The organism is Tunicatimonas pelagia, from assembly GCF_030506325.1.
Taxonomy (GTDB): Bacteria; Bacteroidota; Bacteroidia; order Cytophagales; family Cyclobacteriaceae; genus Tunicatimonas; species Tunicatimonas pelagia.
In genome coordinates, this window is sequence record NZ_CP120683.1 from 3,567,457 (window position 1) to 3,584,536 (window position 17,080).

At 48.1% G+C, this 17,080-nt stretch carries 5 protein-coding genes; 2 read left to right on the forward strand and 3 right to left on the reverse strand.

Translation table 11 applies throughout. From position 1 onward, the window contains the following. Window positions 1-3 precede the first annotated feature (3 nt). Together P0M28_RS15280 and gpmI are read right to left on the reverse strand one after the other, a co-directional pair. On the reverse strand, window positions 4-567 hold the full coding sequence (locus P0M28_RS15280) for a WbuC family cupin fold metalloprotein (RefSeq protein ID WP_302210844.1): 564 nt from the start codon (window positions 565-567) through the stop codon (window positions 4-6). Window positions 568-643: 76 nt separating this feature from the next. Next, window positions 644-2,167 carry a 2,3-bisphosphoglycerate-independent phosphoglycerate mutase gene (gene gpmI / locus P0M28_RS15285; protein WP_302210845.1) on the reverse strand — a complete coding sequence of 508 codons (1,524 nt, stop codon included), beginning with the start codon at window positions 2,165-2,167 and terminating at the stop codon, window positions 644-646. 106 nt (window positions 2,168-2,273) lie between these two features. On the opposite strand from gpmI, the gene P0M28_RS15290 reads away from it, so the two are divergent. Beyond that, window positions 2,274-3,092, forward strand: a complete 819-nt coding sequence (locus P0M28_RS15290; protein ID WP_302210846.1) for an MOSC domain-containing protein — start codon at window positions 2,274-2,276, stop codon at window positions 3,090-3,092. Window positions 3,093-3,556: 464 nt separating this feature from the next. Here P0M28_RS15290 and P0M28_RS15295 read toward each other — a convergent pair whose 3' ends face one another. Next, a complete protein-coding gene (locus tag P0M28_RS15295) occupies window positions 3,557-3,700 on the reverse strand; it encodes a hypothetical protein (RefSeq protein WP_302210847.1) in 144 nt (47 codons plus the stop codon). Between the two features lie 479 nt (window positions 3,701-4,179). Between P0M28_RS15295 and P0M28_RS15300 the strand changes: the two genes are divergently transcribed. Beyond that, on the forward strand, window positions 4,180-17,070 hold the full coding sequence (locus tag P0M28_RS15300; RefSeq protein WP_302210848.1) for a T9SS type A sorting domain-containing protein: 12,891 nt from the start codon (window positions 4,180-4,182) through the stop codon (window positions 17,068-17,070). The last annotated feature ends 10 nt before the right edge of the window (window positions 17,071-17,080 follow it).

Consider the following 17,080-nt stretch of genomic DNA (forward strand, 5'->3'; position numbering starts at 1 on the left):
CAATTATTCGTCACCAAATAAGCTTGGGAGAAGTTGAAAGTGTTGGCGGAAGTGATCTTCTAAATCGGCTAAGTACTTAGCCGTACCTTCTTCGCCTTCCTGCGGTGCCCAAGGGGCAAATTCTTTATCGGTAGCGGCATTGTAGGGGCCGGGTTTTACTTCCAGCACTACAGTGTCGGGTTCTAGCGCAATGAAGGTGTGCCACACTCCGGCTCGGTAGTCCACTCCTAGCAAGCCTTCGTTCGGATTCATATACACGAAATCTTCTGGCTGATACGTGCCATCATCGGCAAAGCGCACAAATCCTAAACTACCTTGGATGACTAGCACCATTTCGGCTTTGGGTACCGCTACGTGCCGATGCGGGGCTACGTAAGTACCTGGCTGAAACGCATTAAGCATTCGTTGCAAGGTATCTTCATCACCCGTGTGTAGTACGTGAATATTCCGCTTTCGGTCACTCTCGCGGGCATCCTGGGCTTTTTGGTCAATTAGTTCCTGGGTGATTGTAGCTACTTGCTTATGTTGCGAAAGAGTAGCGTTAGGTGAGATTTGGTGGAGTTTCATAGATTATGGCTTGGGGCAGGGAGCTCGGAGCTTGGAGTTCAAGAAGTTGCTCCCAGCTCCTTGCACTCAGCCTATGTTACTTTGTAAGTAAAGATTCACCACTCATTTCTTGGGGTTGTTCCAATCCTATGATTTCCAAAATAGTTGGGGCAATGTCGCCAAGTTTGCCATCGTTCAGCTTCCCTTGGTAATCGTTATCTACCATAAAGCAGGGAACGGGTACCGTAGTATGCTGGGTGTGGGGTGAACCATCGGGATTTTTCATGCAATCGGCGTTGCCGTGGTCGGCTAGTACAATAGCGGCGTAGCCATTTTCCAGAGCGGCGGTGAGTACATCTTTGGCACATTCGTCTACCGTTTCGCAGGCTTTTACGGCGGCATCAAAATCTCCGGTGTGGCCTACCATGTCGGGGTTAGCAAAGTTGAGGCAGATAAAATCTACGTTACCCTCTTTTACCTTTGGGATAATCGCATCCCGAATATCGTAAGCACTCATTTCGGGTTGCAGATCGTAGGTAGCTACTTTGGGCGACTGGCACATAATGCGTTCTTCGCCCTCAAACTCGGCCTCTCTTCCACAATTAAAAAAGAAGGTTACGTGCGGATACTTCTCAGTTTCAGCAATCCGAATTTGCTTTTTGCCGTTTTCCGCTAAAATTTCTCCCAACACCCGGTCAATAGGTTTATTATCGAACAGTATATCCACTTTCTTAAAAGTATCATCATACTCCGTCATAGTGAGATAGTGCAAATCCAGTGGTTTCATTTCCTGCTCGGGAAATTCCTTTTGTGTCAGTGCCACCGTAATCTGCCGAGCCCGGTCGGTACGGAAGTTGAACGATAGCACGACGTCGCCTTCCTCAATTTTCGCTACTGGTTCGCCATTCTCCGTAATCACAATCGGCTTAATGAACTCATCGGTAGTATCGTCATCGTAAGACTGCTGAATGGCTTCGGTAGCACTTTCAGTTTCGCTACCCTTACCGTGAACCAAAGCATCGTAGGCAAGTTTAGTGCGTTCCCAGCGTTTGTCCCGGTCCATGGCGTAGTACCGACCAATTACAGTAGCCACTTTTCCGGTGGTTTCGGCCATATGGTTTTCTACCTCTTCCAAGTAACGTTTGCCCGCTTTGGGGTCAGTATCGCGCCCATCGGTAAATGCGTGAACAAATACTTTCTCTACTCCGGCTTCAGCAGCAGTAGAGCATAATCCTTTTACGTGATTAATATGGGAGTGTACTCCGCCGTCGGAAATCAGGCCGATGAAGTGAACTTGCTTGCCATTTTCTTTAGCGTACTTAAAGGCATCTTGTAATGGTTGTTTCTCTTTCAGTTCACCTTCTTCAATCGCCGTGTTAATTCGCTCCAGCATTTGGTAGACAATCCGACCCGCCCCCAAATTCATATGGCCGACTTCGGAATTACCCATCTGTCCTGCGGGTAGTCCAACTGCTTTACCTGAGGCTTGCAATTGACTGTGGGCGTATTTATCGTAGAGCGAATCTACAAAGGGGGTATTGGCTTGGTCTACCGCTGAGACTTCGGGGTTTTCGGCAATGCCCCAGCCGTCGAGTATCATTAAAATGGCTTTCTTATTCATGGTTAGATTTGTGATTTAAAAAATATTTTGCAGCTCAGTAACGTGATTAAAGGTTATATTCTGCAAATTTATTCCCGAAGCTAAATTAGTCAATTATCCTGTTTTTATGTCTTTACAATTATCAGAAATCTATATTTATCCCATCAAATCATTGAGAGGTATTGCGGTGTCCGAAGCTTTACTAACTGACCGAGGACTGGCTTACGACCGTCGCTGGATGCTGGTGGATGGACAAAATTTTCTGACGCAACGCGACTTTCCACAAATGGCTCAGATGGCGGTTACCCTTCAAAACGATTCACTAAAAGTCTCATCGCCTAACCAACCTCACTCGCTGACTATCCCGTTATTACCCAATGCTGAAGCACCGATTACTACGGTTCAGGTGTGGGGCGATCTGGCTACTGGTCAGCATGTGAGCGAGGAGGCCGACGCTTGGTTTAGCGATGCGCTCGGGCATAGCTGTACGTTGGTGTACATGCCCGATGGCAGTTCGCGATCAGCTACCGGAAGAGTTAGTAGCCGGGAGCAGTTGGTGAGCTTTGCCGATGGCTATCCAGCTTTGCTCATTGGTCAATCTTCGTTGGATGATTTGAATAACCATTTTGATGAACCCGTACCGATGAACCGCTTTCGACCTAACTTGGTGTTTATCGGAGGTGAGGCCTACGAGGAAGATCAGTGGCACGAGTTCACCGTAGGCAATGCTCAATGCTGGGCAGAGAAACCCTGCGCCCGCTGTACGGTCATCACCATTGATCAAAGCACTGCCAAACGGGGTAAAGAACCTCTGGCTACGCTATCTAAATATCGTAAACAAGGTAATAAAGTGCTATTTGGCCAGAATATTATGTTCGAGGTAGGAAAAACCATTAGCATAGGCGATCCTGTCCAGGTGCAAACGTATAAGCCAGATATTTCATAAATTAGAGAGTGAAACCAACTATGATGTTTTATCCTATTTCTGACTATCCAGAATCGGATGTGATGTTGCTAAAGCGTAGGTACTTAAGGCTTGGATAACTGTTCAACAGCCGTTAAAACTCAAATGTCAGATTCACCTTTTCCCTTTAAAATTTCCGAAGGTAGTAACTGTATCTTTGGCTGAGATGCTCAAGCGAACAAACCACTTATTGCTCAACGTAATTTCAGTAAAAAGCAAATGTGCTATATGTAAGTACTTTTGAATACTACAGAGAATTACTTAGCTTATTTATTGAGTATTCTCTCAAATTTTAAATTAATAGTACTCACTAAGATAATTTAGTTGAACACTGATGAGGTTTTGGGACAAAAGCTCTAAGAAATCATCATAATGCATTAGATCCGATAAAGCTTTTTGTCAAACTTGACGGCTTCCATTGGATTTGCGTGCTGCTGCTCACTCCTTTAAAAAAATACTACTACCGAAGTGGCAATCAACCGTCCGATAGTTGCCCCCTTCTTGAATGATGAGAAAGGAAAGATAGCATTTTTACTGTAGCGAAACACGCCGAGATGTTGTATGAAGGCTATCAGAATAGATTTATTCATTGCTTTTGCAATTATTGCTAAGGGCGTCGGGTCAATCAATTAGTTCCTACGCTCAGCACTGGGCTAAATACGTTATAGTTACGCTTCCGCTTTTAGTATCAAAATCGATTTTTATCTCTAGTACTTTCTAGCCTCCGCCGTTTAAGTGGGCTGTAATATGGTGCTATCAACAATGGGCCAGGCAGCCCAAATCACCTTTTCGAGCTTTCAAAAAAGGCAAACCAACAACTTTCTGTTACGAATCATGCTGAACATTACATGTGTAATGTCTTTGAGTAACTGAAACCTGTCTTGAGTAAGAAAAAAGGTAGAATTACTAACATAACAGTCATGTCCTAGCTAGCGCGATAGGCAAATCTTTTTCAAAAAAATGCTTCATACTAGACTAACTACTCATAGTTTTTTTGCGTGTGGCATCGCTGAGTAATAATGATAGCGTGTAGGTTCGAGATAGTTTAAGAAAAATATACTACCAAAAAATGAAGAAAAGTATACTGCTGGGGTATGTTCTGCTAGTACATATGCTCGCTTACGTTTACGCGGAAGGGTCTAAGAACCTAACCCCGAACAATACTGGATCAACTAGTGGGAGTAACCAGTTTATCGGCTACCTTCAGCACGATGATGGGGATAACTCCGGTGACTTCTTTAAGCCAGGAGCCTCAGACACTGAGCGGGTATACATATACATAAGTAATGGCGAAACTCTTTACTACGGATTCCGAAGAAGACAAACTAATGAAAATGATAATCTGGGAACTGCTGATCCAGATATTTTTGGGGATTTAGTCGTCACCATTCGGGATAATGCCGGAAACATTGTTCAACGAGATACTATCTTTGCCGATAGAACTTCTCCCCGAAATCGACTATTCAGAACCGCTCAAGATGGAGTGATCGAGAGTTATGCCCAAGCCGCTGCTGGACCATCGGCGGTGGTAGGAGCCTCGGGCTATCGGGCTATAAGCTACACCAACAATACTGGCTTAAGCGAGGATTTCTACGTAGAAGTTTACCAGATTGACGTAAATGATCCCACTACCGAGATTACTGAGAAAAGTTGGTACGACCTCTGGGATTTTTCGGTCTTCGATGGCAGTGAGGAACGCCCCGGTCGCATTCACGCCAAATCTTGGTCATTCTCCGCTGGCACAGGCAATGCCCGACTCTCTACTGAGTTCCAAATGTTTTCCCTTATTGAAGGGGTAGGTCCTGATGGATACTACGTAAAGGAGATCGACCTACAGCAAATTCAACCGTTCGGTATGCTGGTATACTCAAACTCTACCGGAGCAGACCCTACCCTAGCAGGAACTACTGATTTCTTAGAACTGAGAAGAAGTCAAACTACCAATGTTGCTTCGGCCGAGTACTATCTATTTATCAATAATCCTGATATTAACGTATACCCTACGGCTACGCTACCCACAGTGAGTATTTCTGACTTTAATACGGTTTGCAATGCGGATGGTAGTGCTTCAGCCGTGGTTACCTTCAACTCTAATCGGGCGGGTACTATTGCGCTGTTAATTGATGTGAACGGTACGCCAGGTTTTCAAGACGGAACCACTGATGTGATTTTGGAAGCCAGAACTGCGGCCAACACTTCCCAGTCGCTGCGCTGGAATGGATTAGATGGACTGGGAGCAGTGGTGCCATCCGGTACCAATTTGAGCATTACGGGACGGTACACTGCTGGTCCGGTACACGTACCGCTCTGGGACGTGGAAAACAATAGTGTGGGAATCAACATACTTGATGTACGCCCGGCTACCACCTTTGACCAAATATTTTGGGACGACTCTAATTTAACCAGAACTAGTTTTACCCCAGAAACTGAACTAAATGGTACTAATACTGAACCACACGACTGGTCGAATAATCACGGCGATAGAAGATTAGTCAATACTTGGTCGTATGGCTACCTGGAGCTTAACTCTCAAACGGTAACCTTCACTTACAATTGTGATACTGATGGCGATGGGGTAGCCAATAACACAGATCTCGATTCAGACAACGATGGTATCCCCGACGCTACCGAGGGTGATCCTAAAACCGATAGCGATAGCGACGGTATAGCTGATTATTTAGATGCTGACTTTGCCGATTTTACTGATGCTAACGGCGATGGCGTTAATGATAATTTTGATGCTGATCGAGACGGTATCCCTAATGCCTACGATCTGGATAGTGATAACGATGGTATCCCCGATATTATCGAGGCTGGGGGTACTGACACTAGTGCCGATGGTCGAGTAGATTCCTTCGTCGATACTGATAACAATAATGGCTATGCCGATGCATTAGAGACGACCCCATTACCTATACATAATACCGATCAGGATGGCGTGGCTGACTACCTGGATATTGATAGCGATAACGATGGTATTGTCGATGTAATTGAAGCCGGAGGCAGCGCATCGGCTTCGGGAACCATTGCCAGTTTTACCGATAGTAATGAAAACGGTTGGAACGACGATGAAGAAATATTTCCACTTAGCGTAAATGATACGGATGGTGACGGAACCCTCCCTAATTATCGCGACATAGATAGCGATAACGATGGTATCCCTGACAACCAAGAAGCTCAGAATTCTCAATCCTACGTCGCCCCAGGAGCAGCTACTGATACCGATGGCGATGGACTAATTAACACGTACGATCCCGATCAAGGTGGTACCTTGCTTTCCCCTATCAATACCGATAATATTGGCGATCCTGACTATGTGGATAATGATGCTGACGGCGACGGGGTAGGTGATGTTATCGAGGGCTTTGATACTGATAGCGATGGTTTTGGCGACTGGGATACGGATAGTGATAACGATATTACTGACGAAACGGGCTATAATACTGATGCCGACGGGGATGGCCTTTGGGACGTTTTCGATACTGAAGCCGGAGGTGCTGCTGCGGGTATCGGTAATACTACTGCTTCTAATGCCTCACTCCAGAATACTGATCGGGCCGATAATGCCGACTGGCAAGATACCGATGATGATAATGACGGTATTCTTACCGCCGGCGAAGATGATAACGAAGACGGTAACTGGGCTAACGACCGAACGCAGGGACAAAGTGGTGCGTCTTCCCCTCCCGATTATCTATTCTACGGAGATTATGATGGTGACGGAGTAACCGACGCAAATGACCTCGACAGCGATAACGATGGTATCCTAGACACTGATGAAGACGGCGGAACCGGAGTAGACCCGAGTGCCGATGCCGATAGCGATGGGGTTGCCAATTATGAAGATGCTGATCTGGCTGGCTTCGTAGATGCTAATGGCGATGGAGTGAATGACAACTTCGATGCCGACCAGGACGGTATTCCTAACTTTTTGGATGCCGACTCGGATAACGATGGCCTCTACGATACCTACGAAGCCAACAACGGAAGTGCCATTGCTGGCTTTGATTCTAACACCGGACAATTCACCTTAGACGACCCTGATAATGACGGGCTGATGAACCAGGTGGATAACAACGTGACCAACAGCGGCGGTGTGTCTAGGCTACCTAATGCTGATTTTGATGGAGATGGTTTTGAAGACTTTATTGACTTAGACTCCGATAACGACGGTATCCCCGACAATATTGAAGTGCAGGCCGAAGGAAGCTACGTGGCGGCCACAACTACTGATGTAGACGGCGATGGTTTGTTTGATGTCTACGATCCCGATCAGGGTGGCACCTTACTTTTTCCGGTAAATACCGATGGTGCTGATGAGCCCGATTACCGGGATACTGATTCAGACAATGATAATATTATTGATCGGGTAGAAGGCCATGATGCCAACAACGATGGCTTTGGCGATTGGGATACTGACAGCGATAACGATTTTACTGACGAAACAGGCTTTGGCACCGATAGCGACAATGACGGCATTCTCGATATTTTTGATAACGTAGCTACCGTTAGCGATGTAACCAATATTACAGGATCGAGTGCCAGTCTGCAAAATACCGATGGTCTGGATAATCGGAACTGGCGGGATAATAACGACGACAATGATGCCTTTCTAACTGCCGATGAAGATGCCAACCTCAATGGCGACTATACTGATGACCAAACCCAAGGGCAAAGCGGTGGCTCAGCCGTCCCCGACTACCTTTTCAAGGGCGATACGGATAGCGATGGAGTGATCGATGCCAATGATACTGACTCCGACAATGATGGTATTCCTGACACGGCGGAGGCCGGTACCACCGGAGTAGACCCAAGTGCCGATGCTGATAGCGATGGCATTCCCAATTATCGGGATAGTGATGTGGCTGGCTTCGTAGATAGCAACGGTGATGGAGTGGATGATCGCGGCGATAAAGACCTGGATGGCATTCCCAATTTCCAAGATTTAGATTCCGACAACGATGGAATCCCGGATGCGGTGGAGGCCAACAACGGAGTGCTTCCGAACAACATGAACCAAAACGGTCAGTTTCCGGCTACCTACGTCAATGCGAACGATGCTGATAACGATGGTTTTCCGCTCGATGTTGACCCCGACGAGAGTGGAACCGCATTGGCCAATCCTGACCACGATGGCGATGGCCTGAGCGATGCCTTAGACCTGGATAGCGATAACGATGGCCTGCCCGATCTTGTTGAAGGCGGCGGTACCGATACGAATGGCGACGGACGAATTGATAATTTCGTCGATGCCGATAACGATGGGTTAGCTTCCGTAGTAGACTCGAGTGAGGGTGGTACTGCTTTCCTGTACCCTGATTCCGATGGGGATACCTTCCGGGACTATTTCGATGTTGATTCCGACAATGATGGAATTGCTGATACAACTGAAGAGGGAGGAAGGGATACCGATGCTAATGGTGTGATTGACGGCTTCACCGATACTGATAACGATGGATTAGCCGACGAAGTAGATTCCGATAACGGAGGTACTGCCTTTTCATTCAACGATCAAGACGGAGATGGCCTCAACAACTACCGAGATTTGGATAGCGACAACGATGGCCTGCCCGATATTATCGAAGGCGGCGGTACTGATGCTGATGCCAATGGTCGAGTAGATACTTTTGCCGATGCCAACGACAATGGTTACGCCGATGCTCTAGAGTCAGCCCCCTTACCTGTAACGGATACGGACAATGATGGACTAGCTGACTTCAATGATATTGACAGCGATAACGACGGAATAGTAGACGTAATTGAAATTAGCCAAACGGCTGATGCCAACGGTCGTATCAGTGGGTTTACTGATGCCAATAGCAATGGGCTTAACGATGCTCAGGAAGGTTCGGCAATCTCCCCTGTCAATACTGACTCCGATGGCCTAGCCGATTACTTAGACTTAGATGCTGATAACGATGGTATTACCGACAAAGTTGAGAGCCAGACCAAAGCAACCTTTGTTGCCCTAACCAATCTTGATAGTGATAACGATGGGCTAGACGATGCTTATGATCCCGACCAGGGAGGTATATTAATTTCTCCGGTAAATACTGACGGAACGGGTAACCCTGATTACCAAGATACGGACAGTGACGACGATACAATTCCCGACCTTATAGAAGGACACGATGCTGACAAAGATGGGTTTGGCGATTGGGATTCGGATGAAGACGGAGTATTTACGGATGAAGCTGGTCACAATGCTGATTTAGACGATGATGGTATCTTAGATATTTTTGACACGTTTGGCGGAGTAGGTAATCAAAACGTAATAGCTACCAATACTGCATTACAAGACACCGACAACGATAACATCTACGATTTTCAAGATACCGACGATGATGGGGACGGAGTGAATACCGGAGATGGAACCGGAGGAACCGAAGATGATTCCTTTACCGATGACCCCAACGGAAATACTCCCAACTACCTTTACGACACTAATGACGAAGACGGCGATACTATTGCCAATGAGGCGGATTTAGATAGTGATAATGACGGTATTCTGGATACTGATGAAGACGGGGGAACAGGCATTGACCCCAGTGCGGATGCCGATGGCGACAATCTGCCCAACTTTGAAGATCCTAATATCAGCGGCTACACCGACACCAATGGCGATGGGGTTGATGATCGCTTTGATCATGACTTAGATGGTGTACCGGATTTCTTAGATCTCGATAGCGATAACGATGGTATTCCCGATGCGATAGAAGCCAACATCGGTATTGTACCCCCTACCGGATACACTGCCAATAATGCTCGCTTCGACCCGGCTAACGATGGTGATGGCGACGGTTTGGCCGATGCAGTAGACGGTGGAACTACATCCACCCTAGCCAACCCTGATAGTGATAGCGATGGCCTAAACGATGTCTTAGATATTGACTCCGACAACGACGGGTTGGTGGATAACCGGGAAGCCCAGGTAGCCACCGCTTACATTGCTCCGATTGCCGGTGATACCGATAACGACGGGCTACTAGATGTATACGATGGCAACAACGGAGGCACTGCCCTCACCCCCACCGATAGCGACGCTTCCCTACCGGATTACATTGATCCTGACAGTGATGGCGATGGTTTAGCTGACATCATTGAGGGGCACGATGCCAATAGTAACGGTTTTGCCGATTGGGATACCGATGGCGATAATTCCATCACCGACGAAGTAGGTAACAACGCTGATGCTGATGGCGATGGGTTATGGAATATCTTTGATACCAACTCCGGCTCAGGTATTGCAAATAGTACGGCCACCAATGCCGATTACCAAGATACCGATGGTGACAATGTGCCCGACTATCAGGATAGTGATGATGATGGCGATGGAGTGGCTACTTCTGCCGAGGATACCAACTCCAACAGTCAGTTCAATGACGACTTTAGCCAAGGAGGAGGTACCATACCTAATTACCTATTTGCGCCCGATCGCGATGGGGACAACGTACTGGATAACGTAGATGCCGATAGCGACAATGACGGTGTGCCCAACACCACCGAATATACCGGAGCAGTCTACGCCTCGGGAGGCTCTCCCTTCGATGATGCCGATGGCGATGGTATTTACAATTACTTAGATACCAACGATACCAATAACACATCATTTACCGACGCAAATGGGGACGGGGTAGATGACCAAGTGGATCAAGATCGGGATGGAGTGCCCAACTTCTTTGATTTAGACAGTGATAACGACGGCATCCTAGATGCTATTGAAGCCAACGGAGGCACCGTGCCTACCGGATTCAGCACTACCACCGGACGCTTCACATCTACCACCGATGGTGATGGTGATGGACTGGTAAACACGGTAGACAGCAACGATGGCGATGCCGGAGTTACCAGCAGTACACTGGCTATTCCCAACTTCGATGGTGATGGGTTAGCCGACTATCTGGACTTGGACACTGATGATGATGGCATTCCCGACAACCGCGAAGCTCAATCCGAAAGCTATACTGCCATTTCGGACAATGATACTGATGGCGACGGCTTAGATGATGCTTATGACGGTAACAACGGAGGCACCGCCATTATCCCTGAAAACACGGATACTACCGACGAACCGGATTATCGGGACTTGGACTCAGACAACGATTTGGTAGGCGACCGGGTGGAAGGTTACGATGCCAACCGCAACGGATTTGCCGACTGGGATACCGGACAAGACAACAACATCTTTACCGAAGAAACAGGCCATAATACTGACAGTGATGACGATGGTATTCGGGATCTGTTTGATAACTACGCCGGTTTTAGTCGGAACAATATTATCGGGGTGAGTGCTCCCCTACAAGATACCGACGGCAATGGCACCCGCGACTTCCGCGATACCGACGATGATGGCGACGGAGTAGCTACCGCAGCGGAAGATATTAATGGTAACGGTATTCTGTACGATGACAAGAATCAAGCCGGTGGAGCTAGCCCCGACTATCTGTTTTTCGCCGATCTGGACAACGATGGAGTAGCCGACAATGTGGATTTTGATAGCGATAACGACGGAATACCCACTACGGATGAAGTAGGAGCACTACCCAATCCGTACAACGACTCCGATGCGGACGGCACCCCTAATTTTATGGACACAGATGCCCCAGGCTTTGTTGATACGAACAGCGATGGTATTGACGATCGCTACGATTTTGACCTCGATGGCCGCGCCGACTTTCTGGATCTAGATATGGATAACGATGGCATTCCTGATGCGGTAGAGGCTAATGGTGGTACCCCTCGCCCGGGCGTAGATGCTGACGGACAGTACTCAACCGCGTATATTGCTGCCAATGATAGTAATAATAACGGACTAGTTGATGATCTGGAAACTGGGCAAGGGGGCACCCCACTAGCCCTTAGCGATACCGATAATGATGGTAAAGCCGACTACCGCGATTTAGATAGCGACAACGACGGTATTCCCGACATTATTGAAGGTGGCGGGGTTGATACCAACAACGATGGAACGATAGATGCTTTCAGCGATACCGATGGTGATGGGTTGGCCAACACCGTAGACTCTGACCACGGCGGAACGGCCTACACAATAGCCAACACTGACGGCGATGCACTACCCGACTATCGTGATGCGGATAGTGATAATGACGGACTCTCCGATCTAAATGAAGCAGGTGGCACCGATGCTACCAACAATGGTCGGGCTGACGATATAACCGATATTGATGGCGACGGTTGGGTTAATACTTTTGATAGTGATAACGGTGGGTCGGCACTAGCCTATACTGATACCGATAACGATGGTAATGAAAACTATCGGGATCTGGATAGTGACAACGATGGTATCCCGGATGCCATCGAGCGCAACGGTGGCTCCCGTCCAATCAATATGAACGGGAATGGTCAGTACGCTACGTTCAATGATTCCGACAGCGATGGGCTGGCCAACGATACGGATGGAACGACCCCGACCGTCACCTCCACCGATGGCGATGGTATTCCCGATTATCTGGATCTGGACAGCGATAGCGACGGGATCCCCGATATTTTGGAGGTAAACGGCACTGATAATAATAATGATGGCCGGGTTGATAATTTTGTCGATACGGATAATGATGGTTTGGCCGATGCCCTAGACAGCGATAACAGCGGAACTGCCCTGACTATAGCTAATTCCGACGGCGACGGTAACCTACCGGATTACCGCGACCGGGATAGTGATAACGACGGTATTCCCGACATCATAGAAGTAAATGGTACCGATGCGGATAACGATGGCTTACCCGCTAACTCTACCACTGATAGCGACGGCGATGGCTGGGCGAACAGCTTCGATAGCAACAATGGTGGAACCGCTCTCACCGTCCGGGACATTGATGGCGACGGAAAATTCAATTTCCAGGATTTGGATTCGGACAACGACGGTTTGTCGGATATCATAGAAGCGAACGGCACCGATGCGGATAACGACGGTTTACCTGCCTCAGTTGTGGATACTGACGGAGATGGCTGGCCCGATACATTCGATAGCAACGATGGTGGAATCGCCTATACCTACGTTGATACTGATGGTGACAATCGTTACAACTTCGCCGATCTGGATAGTGATAACGACGGTATTCCCGATGCGGTAGAAGCCAACGGAGGCACGCTTCCCGCCAATATGAATAGCGACGGACAATACTCCACCTTTAACGATACTGATGACGACGGCTACGCCAACGATCGCGATAGCGACAACGGTGGAACCGCTTACTCTCTCCCCAACTCAGATGGTGATGCCGTAGCTGATTACCTAGACTTGGATTCTGACAACGATGGCATTCCCGATGCGGTAGAGGCCAACCAAGGAAGCTTGCCTACCAACATGAACAGCAGCGGCCAGTACAGCACATTCGTTGACTCCGACTTCGATGGGTTAGCCGATGCCCTAGATAGCGACAACGGCGGCACCGCTTTAGCCAATCCCAATACCGATAACGGTTTGAGCGGAGGCGATGGTCTCGCTGATTATATTGACCGGGACGCCGATGCCGATGGTATCGTAGATATTGTTGAGGCAGGAGGCACCGATACCGATCACGACGGAGTAGTGGATAGCTTTGCCGATGCTGATGGCGATGGATTAGCCAATACTGTAGACGGTAGCCCACTAGCCTACACTGATACCGACTTAGATGGTACCCCTAACTACATTGATACTGATTCGGATAACGATACGGTTTCTGACCTGATTGAAGCCTTTGATAGTAACAGCAACGCTACCACCGGAGGCGGAACTGCTGATGGGGTAGCCGGAGTTACTCCGTCTGGAACGGACGCTAACGGCGATGGAATTGACGACAATTTTGCCGGGGCGATTCCTACCTTTCAGAATACTGATGGTTCCGGCCCGGTTGACTGGCTGGATAATGATGACGATGGTGATGGAATTGCCACCGCCGATGAAAACGCTGACATAAACCCTACCAATGGCATTCCAGATTATCTGGAACCAACTGATAACCCCTGTGGCGGACGCTCGGTACAGGCGTATCTGACAACTAGCGATATTACCGATAGTGATGGTGATGTTCCTGATGCTAACAATGCTGCGGGAGAGCCCGATGGGAATATCGCATCCATACGGCAAGATGGCGATGAAATAGAAGTCGATTTAAGGCATTTTCTTACTGCTGGCGATGGTACGTATATAGTTACTTGGAAACGAAGGGGTGGAGCCGGCACGGCCAACCTTATTGTGGAAGAGTCAGTTGATGGAATTACCTTTACCCGCCGAACATCCCTTCCCTCTTCCACTAGCAATACTGTATTTACAACCTCGGTACTTACTGCTGAAGTAAACACCAGGTACCTTCGCTTCTTAAGAATACAAGGCCAAGGAAGAGCCTATGAAATAGATGCAGTTGGTACCTGTAGCCCTGATCGGGATAGTGATCTGGTTGCTGACCGGATTGATGAAGATGATGATGACGATGGTATTCCCGATGCGGTAGAAATCGCTGGGTTCGCCAATGACCCTAGCGGAGATGATGACGTAGACGGAGAACTTAATTACGAAGATGCCGATATTGCGGGTTTTGTTGACACCAATTCGGATGGTATCAATGACAACTTTGACCAAGATTTAGACGGAGTACCCAATCATCTAGATTTGGATGCCGATAACGACGGCATTCCTGATGCAGTAGAAGCCAACAACGGTAGCTTACCGGCAAACATGACCGCTAACGGTCGCTATACCGCCGCGTACCTCGTCAGCAACGACAATGATGACGATGGTTTAGCTGACGATGTAGATACTGACGATGGCGGTACCGTATTAGATAATCCCAATACCGACGGGCAAGGAAATACTGATTTTCTCGACCTAGACTCAGACAACGATGGCATCCCTGATGTGGTAGAAGCCGGAGGGACTGACGCAAATAATGACGGCAGGCTAGATAGCACAACCGACGGCGATGGTGATGGCTTAGCTAATACCGTTGACAGCGACGAAGGAGGAACAGCACTCACCATTGCTGATCTAGATAGCGATGGCCTCGCCAATTATCGGGACGTTGACAGTGATAACGATGGCATCCCTGATTTGGTAGAAGCCGGAGGAACGGATAATGGTGATGGTGTAGCCGATACTGCAACTGATACTGATGGCGATGGATGGGCCGATACATTTGATAGCGACAATGGCGGTACTGCCCTCTCAGTCACCGACACCGATGGTGACGGAAACCTCGATCAGGTAGATTTGGACAGTGATAATGATGGTATCCCCGATGCAGTAGAGGCCAACGGGGGCACGCTTCCGGCGAACATGGATAGCGACGGGCAGTATTCCGCGGCCTACACTACTGCTAATGATATTGATACCGATGGTTTAGTAAATGATGTAGATACCAACAATGGAGGTTCTGCTTTGGCTATTCCTAATACCGATGGTATTGGATCGGCCGATTACCTCGATATCGATAGCGATAATGATGGTATTCCGGATCTAGTTGAGGCTGGGGGCACCGATGCCAATAACGATGGTCGGATAGATACTTCTACGGATACCGACGGTGACGGTATAGTAGATGCACTTGATCCTGATAACGGCGGAGCCGCTCTAACAATCGGTGATCCCGATGGCGACGGGGTAGTAACGTATCGCGATCTTGATTCGGACAATGACGGCATTCCTGATGTGGTAGAAATGGGCGGAACCGATGCTAACGGCGACGGACGCACCGATAACCCTTCGGATAATGATGGTGATGGTTGGTCGAACACCTACGACAGCAATAACGGCGGAACCGCCTTTGCCCAGTACGATACTGATGGTGACGGTCTGAATAATAACGTAGATTTGGATACCGACAGCGACGGTATAGCCGATGCTTACGAAGCCAACGGCGGCGATTTACCAGCCAATATGGAAGCTGATGGGCAGTATCCTTCTGCTTACGCGCTAGCTAATGATGGTGACAACGATGGCCTCGTTAATAATGTAGATACCAACAACGGTGGCACCGCTCTCCCGGTTGCCAACACCGACGGAACAGGTGGGGCTGACTTTGCCGATAATGAGGCCGATGCCGATGGTATTGCCGATTACATTGAAGCCTTCGATGATGATGAAAATGGAGTAGCAGCTAATGATTTTATTAGTCGAGCTGCTGCTTACGAGAGTGCTAACAGCACCCCTGGTCATTACCCAGCTACCGACTCAGATACCAACGGAATTCCTGATTGGTTAGAAGATAGCGATGCCGATGGTACTCCTAACTACTTAGATTTCGGTAACGCTTTTTATCGGGATTCTGATAGTGATGGTCTCGTTGACCTGCACGATCCTGACCAAAATGGGCAGGCCTACGCTGCCGTAAGTGGTCAGCCCGATGCGGATAACGATGGTGCGCCCAATCAGTATGATGCTGACGATGAGGTGGCTCTTCCGGTAGAGTTACTATTCTTCAAAGGGAAGCCTCAAGGTAATTCTGTACTTCTCGAGTGGAGTACTGCTACCGAAACAAACAATGACCGCTTTGAAATAGAGCACTCTACCGACGGAGTAATCTTCAGCCGGGTTGGAATTGTAGCAGGTCAGGGAACAACGGTAGCGCAACAGCAGTACGAGTTTGTGCATACGCACCCAGCTCAAGGAATTAATTACTACCGATTAAAACAGGTAGACTTTGATGGAGCCAGCTCGTATAGCAAGGTGATTTCTGTTTCTTGGGAGATGAGTCAAGTGGGTGTGCAAGTTTATCCTAACCCGGCTGATCGGGAAATGAGCGTCAGATTGAGCGAGCGATCTACTAGCGAGGGTGCGTTGGGAGTAAAAATTCAAATAGTTGATGTACAGGGTAGTACTATCCTCAATTACTACAGTGAAAGTAAGGATCCACACGGAATTATGACGATAGATACCTCACTGATTCCAAATGGATCGTACTATCTACAAGTTTCTCACAACGGAAAGGTGACGTGGTTGAAAATATTTATCAGTCATTAAAAATAGTAGG